Origin of the sequence: Mesorhizobium montanum (genome assembly GCF_033977145.1) — a bacterium.
GTDB classification, from domain to species: Bacteria; Pseudomonadota; Alphaproteobacteria; order Rhizobiales; family Rhizobiaceae; genus Mesorhizobium; species Mesorhizobium montanum.
Genome location: NZ_JAVIJF010000054.1, coordinates 1 through 4,668 on the forward strand (window position 1 = coordinate 1; position 4,668 = coordinate 4,668).

The following is a 4,668-nucleotide window of genomic DNA, read 5'->3' on the forward strand; positions in this document are numbered from 1 at the left end:
TACTGCCTACTGCCTACTGCCTACTGCCTACTGCCTACTGCCTACTGCCTACTGCCTACTGCCTACTGCCTACTGCCTACTGCCTACTGCCTACTGCCTACTGCCTACTGCCTACTGCCTACTGCCTCATCCCGCGTCGATCTCCGCCTGCAGGGCCTGCATATGGACGGCGGCCGCCGATGAAGCGGCGCGCTCTATGGCCCGAAACCGGCTGACGACCGCAAGGCCGACCGATGTCAGTTGCGTGCCGCCGCCTTTCCGACCGCCGGTCTGCGCCGCGACCAGCGGCTTGCCGAATACGCGGTTCATGTCTTCTACCAGGTCCCAGGCATGTTTGTACGACATCTCCATGCCGCGCGCCGCGGCCGAGATCGATCCGAAAGCGGCGATCTGTTCCAGGAGTTCGATCTTGCCCGGGCCGATCCGGCCGTCGGGGTCGAGATTTATCCGCAGGCTGAGCGACGGCATGACTTATCCTCCGCGATCATGTCGAGATTAATCCTTCTCTCGCCAGATCGCTATTCCAAATCAACATAGCGATATTGCCTTTTCGTCAACCATCGACCTCGGCCGGCAGCCCTGACCCGGTCGTCGCGCTGTCGAAGCTCACTGTCTTGATGACTGCGAAGACTTTGCGGCCGAGTGCAAGGCGCAAGGTTTGCTTCGACTGTTCGGTGATGCGTGCCAGCACGGTAGCGCCATTACAATCGATGGCGATTTCCACTGTCGGTTCGATGCCTGGCCTGACCGCGGCGATCGTCCCCGCCAATATGTTGAGCGCGCTGAGGCCAGTCGGATGCTCGGTGGCGATCATGACGTCGCGGGCGCGGATGCGGAGCCGCACCGGAGCTCCAGCCGACCTGGCCAGTCGCGGCACGCGGATCTCGCCGGCTCGCGAACCGAGCACGGTCATACCGAAGGCTTCGTCGTGGCGCAGAACTTTGGTATCGAGCACCGCCCCGCCCTCGCCGCGCTCTTCCGCCGGCAACAGGTCCAGCCGCTGCATAATCGCCTCGGTCGGACCCGAGGCCGCGACCTTGCCCTGCGCAAGCACCACCACGTCGCTTGCCAGCCGCGCCACCTCGGCGACAGAATGGCTTACATAGACGATCGGGATCTTCGTCTCGTCGCGCAGCCGCTCGATATAGGGCAGTATCTCGGCCTTGCGCGGCTCGTCGAGCGAGGCGAGCGGCTCGTCCATCAGAAGCAGTTTCGGGCTCGCAAGCAAAGCGCGGCCTATGGCGACGCGCTGCTTTTCGCCACCCGACAGCTTCGCCGGTCGGCGGTCGAGGAGGTGGCCGATGCCGAGCAGGTCGATCACCGCATCCATCTTGGCGTAGCGCTCGGAAGATGGCGTGAACCAGCGGCCATAGCGCAGATTGCCGGCGACGCTCATATGCGGGAACAGCCGTGCATCCTGGAACACCATGCCGATCCGCCGCTTGTGCATCGGCACGAAGATGCGCGCCGCGGTATCGACCAGCACACGCCCATCGACCGCGATGCGACCCTTGTCCGGACGGATCAGGCCCGCGATCAGGTTGATCAGCGTCGACTTGCCGGAGCCCGACGGCCCGAACAGCGCCGTCAACCGGCCGGCGCTTTCGAAACGTGCCTCCAAGGCGAATTCGCCAAGCCGATGGTGGATGGCGACGGAGAGGGTCATTCGATGTCCATCCGCCGGCCGACGCGCCGCGCCAGCACTTCCGAGGCGACCAGCGCGACCATCGAGATGGCGATCGAGATCAGCGTCAGTCTGAGGGCGCCTTCATCACCGCCAGGCACCTGGGTGAAAGTGTAGATCGCCGAGGGCAGTGTCTGCGTTTCGTTGGGGATGTTGGAAACGAAGGTGATGGTGGCTCCGAACTCGCCCATCGCCTTGGCGAAGGAAAGGATCGCGCCGGCGATCAGGCCGGGCAGGATCAGCGGCAGCGTGATGGTGGCAAACACCCAAAGCGGATTGGCGCCGAGCGTGCCGGCCGCGGCCTCCATTTTGCGGTCGACCGCCTCGATCGAGAGCCGGATGGCCCGCACCATCAGCGGAAAGCCCATGACCCCGCAGGCCAATGCCGCGCCCGTCCAGCGGAACGAAAAGACGATGCCGAAATGCTCGGCAAGAAAGGCGCCGGCCAGCCCACGCCGGCCGAAGGTGAGCAAGAGCAGATAGCCGGTCACCACCGGCGGCAGGATCAAGGGCAGATGCACCAGCCCGTTGAGCAGGGTCTTGCCCCAGAAGCGCCCCCGCGCAAGCACGAGCGCCAGCAGGATGCCGGGTGGCAGACTGGCGATCATCGCCACCGTCGCCACCTTGATGGACAGCCGGACCGCATTCCATTCGTCGGGAGTGAGGTCCAAAAGCCAGTTCATATGCGGTGTCAGGTCTTTCTCAGTTGCTCGGCGCGAGCACCGTAAAACCCTGTTCCTTGAAGAGCGCGGCGGCCTTGGCCGACTCGACGCACTTCAGGAAGGCAGCCGCATCCTTGTCCTTCGAATCCGCAGTTTGGGCAATCGGGTAGATGATCGGTGGATGCGAATCCTCAGGGAACGTGCCGACGACCCTTACGCCCTTCTCGGCATGCGCGTCGGTGGCGTAGACGATGCCCAGCGCCGCCTCGCCGGTCGACACCAGCTTCAGCGCGGCGCGTACGTTCTCTGCCTGCGCGATCTTGCCCTCGACCGACGACCAGACGCCAAGCGATTCCAGCGCCGCCTTGCCGTATTTGCCGGCAGGCACGGCCTTGAAATCGCCCATGGCAAGCCTGCCGTCGCCGATCAGCTTGGCGAGGTCGAAGCCTTTCTCGACCTTGGCCTCGACCGTGGAATCCTTCGGCGCCACCAGCACGATCTGGTTGCCGAGCAGCTTCACCTCGGTATCCGGCTTGGTTAGCTTCTTGTCGGAGAGATACTTCATCCAGTCGAGGTCCGCCGAGATGAAAATGTCGGCCGGCGCGCCGCCTTCGATTTGCTTGGCCAGCGCCGAGCTCGCCGCGTAGGAAATGGTCGCGGCTTCGCCGACCTGAGGCTCGCAGGCCTTGTTGACCGCATCGAGCGCGTCCTTGAGGCTTGCCGCAGCAAAGACGATCACCTTGTCGTCGGCATAGGCCACCGGCATGGCGGCCATCAGCATTGCCGTCAGGCCGCCTACGGCGATCGCCTTAGATCCAAAACCCTTGCCCGTCATGAAAGTCTCTCCCTGGCTGCAAAATCCGTACGGCCCAAAGCCTCAAACCGATATATCCGGATGAACATAACAAGGGAAGGCTTTTCGCCTGTCGTGGCATTGTGCGGCGGCGTGCTCCCACCCTACAATGAAAGCGAAACAGCGGAGCGAAGCTCAAGGAGAGGAGAGACGCATGAAGATCAGCGCCCGCAACATCCTCAAGGGTAAGGTCACCGAGATCGTCAAGGGAGCCACCACCTCGCATGTCAGGATCGACATCGGCGGCAGCGTCATCGTCACCGCATCGATCACCAACGAGGCGGTTGCCGACCTCGCGCTTGAAAAAGGCAAGCAGGCCTATGCGGTGATCAAGGCCTCGGACGTGATGGTCGGCATCGACTGAACCGGCGGAGCTGGCTTATACCGCGATCGGCGCCTTGATATTGGCATCGGCGAAATAGTTCTCGAGGCGGAAATCCTCGAAACGGAAAGCGAAAAGGTCCTTCACTTCCGGATTGATCCACATCGTCGGCAAGGCCTTGGGCGTGCGCCGCATCTGCTCGCGTGCCTGTTCGAAATGGTTCGAATAAAGATGCGCGTCACCCAGCGTGAGGACGAAGTCGCCGGGCTTCAGCCCGGTCACCTGCGCCATCATCATAGTGAGCAAGGCATAGGAAGCGATGTTGAACGGCACGCCGAGGAAGATATCGCCGGAGCGCTGGTAGAGCTGGCAGGAAAGCCGGCCTTCCGAGACATAGAACTGGAACAGGCAGTGGCAGGGCGGCAGCGCCATCGCCTCGACTTCGGCCGGATTCCAGGCCGAGACGATCAGCCGGCGCGAATTAGGATTCTTGCGTATCTCCTTCAAAAGATTCGCAATCTGGTCGATCTCGCCGCCATGGCCGTCGGGCCATGAGCGCCACTGCTTGCCGTAGACCGGGCCGAGATCGCCGTTCTCGTCGGCCCATTCGTCCCAGATGCTGACACCGTTGTCGTTGAGATATTTGATGTTGGTGTCGCCGGCCAGGAACCACAAAAGCTCGTGGATGATGGACTTCAGGTGCAGCTTCTTGGTGGTCGTGACCGGAAAGCCGCGCGAAAGGTCGAAGCGCATCTGGTAGCCGAACACCGAGCGCGTGCCGGTCCCGGTACGGTCGCCGCGGTCAGCGCCGCTCTCCAGCACATGCTTCAACAGGTCGAGATACTGGCGCATCGGCTTTGCCTCGATTCGAGCTTACAAGTGATCATAGCGAATGTGCGCGCTGATGCCACGCCTGTCTGCGATCCTCCTCCTAGTTCGCCGGGAGCAGAGGCCTTTTCAGAATTCGCTCTGGCGAGTCGAATAGCGTGGCTTTCGAGAACCGGAGCGGAGCGTACTTAAGTACGTGTTGGGGTGGACGGCCCCCGACGGCATCGCAATGTGCCAGAATGAGGTCGTTGCAGATCTCAACAAGGGAGACCGTCCGTGGATAAACTTATTCGCATTGGCATGGATACGTCAAAGAGCG

6 protein-coding genes are annotated in these 4,668 nt (G+C 62.3%); 1 reads left to right on the forward strand and 5 read right to left on the reverse strand.

Annotated elements, in window-relative coordinates; genetic code table 11:
* Positions 1-126: 126 nt before the first annotated feature.
* The 4 genes from RFM68_RS33350 to modA all read right to left on the reverse strand — a co-directional run bounded on the left by RFM68_RS33350 (position 127) and on the right by modA (position 3,181).
* Positions 127-468 (reverse strand): winged helix-turn-helix domain-containing protein, encoded by a 342-nt coding sequence (locus RFM68_RS33350; protein WP_320237177.1) that lies wholly within the window; start codon positions 466-468, stop codon positions 127-129.
* 85 nt (positions 469-553) lie between these two features.
* Positions 554-1,666 carry a molybdenum ABC transporter ATP-binding protein gene (gene modC, locus RFM68_RS33355; RefSeq protein WP_320237178.1) on the reverse strand — a complete coding sequence of 371 codons (1,113 nt, stop codon included), beginning with the start codon at positions 1,664-1,666 and terminating at the stop codon, positions 554-556.
* Positions 1,663-2,367, reverse strand: coding sequence for a molybdate ABC transporter permease subunit (gene modB / locus RFM68_RS33360; protein ID WP_320237179.1), 705 nt, complete (start codon positions 2,365-2,367; stop codon positions 1,663-1,665). Before modB ends, modC begins: the two co-directional genes overlap by 4 nt.
* Before the next feature lie 19 nt (positions 2,368-2,386).
* Complete coding sequence (gene modA / locus RFM68_RS33365) at positions 2,387-3,181, reverse strand: molybdate ABC transporter substrate-binding protein (RefSeq protein ID WP_320237180.1); 795 nt, start codon at positions 3,179-3,181, stop codon at positions 2,387-2,389.
* Positions 3,182-3,353: 172 nt separating this feature from the next.
* Between modA and RFM68_RS33370 the strand changes: the two genes are divergently transcribed.
* A complete protein-coding gene (locus RFM68_RS33370) occupies positions 3,354-3,563 on the forward strand; it encodes a TOBE domain-containing protein (protein ID WP_320237181.1) in 210 nt (69 codons plus the stop codon).
* A gap of 15 nt (positions 3,564-3,578) precedes the next feature.
* On the opposite strand, the gene RFM68_RS33375 is transcribed toward RFM68_RS33370, so the two are convergent.
* Positions 3,579-4,373: a thymidylate synthase gene (locus RFM68_RS33375; protein ID WP_320237182.1), complete on the reverse strand. Its 795-nt coding sequence runs from the start codon at positions 4,371-4,373 to the stop codon at positions 3,579-3,581.
* Between the last annotated feature and the right edge of the window lie 295 nt (positions 4,374-4,668).

What these genes read in the sequence shown, in the direction of transcription:
- RFM68_RS33350 (WP_320237177.1), bottom strand. Translation starts at nt 468, where the DNA reads ATGCCGTCGCTCAGCCTGCGGATAAATCTCGACCCCGACGGCCGGATC.
- modC (WP_320237178.1), bottom strand. Translation starts at nt 1,666, where the DNA reads ATGACCCTCTCCGTCGCCATCCACCATCGGCTTGGCGAATTCGCCTTG.
- modB (WP_320237179.1), bottom strand. Translation starts at nt 2,367, where the DNA reads ATGAACTGGCTTTTGGACCTCACTCCCGACGAATGGAATGCGGTCCGG.
- modA (WP_320237180.1), bottom strand. Translation starts at nt 3,181, where the DNA reads ATGACGGGCAAGGGTTTTGGATCTAAGGCGATCGCCGTAGGCGGCCTG.
- RFM68_RS33370 (WP_320237181.1), top strand. Translation starts at nt 3,354, where the DNA reads ATGAAGATCAGCGCCCGCAACATCCTCAAGGGTAAGGTCACCGAGATC.
- RFM68_RS33375 (WP_320237182.1), bottom strand. Translation starts at nt 4,373, where the DNA reads ATGCGCCAGTATCTCGACCTGTTGAAGCATGTGCTGGAGAGCGGCGCT.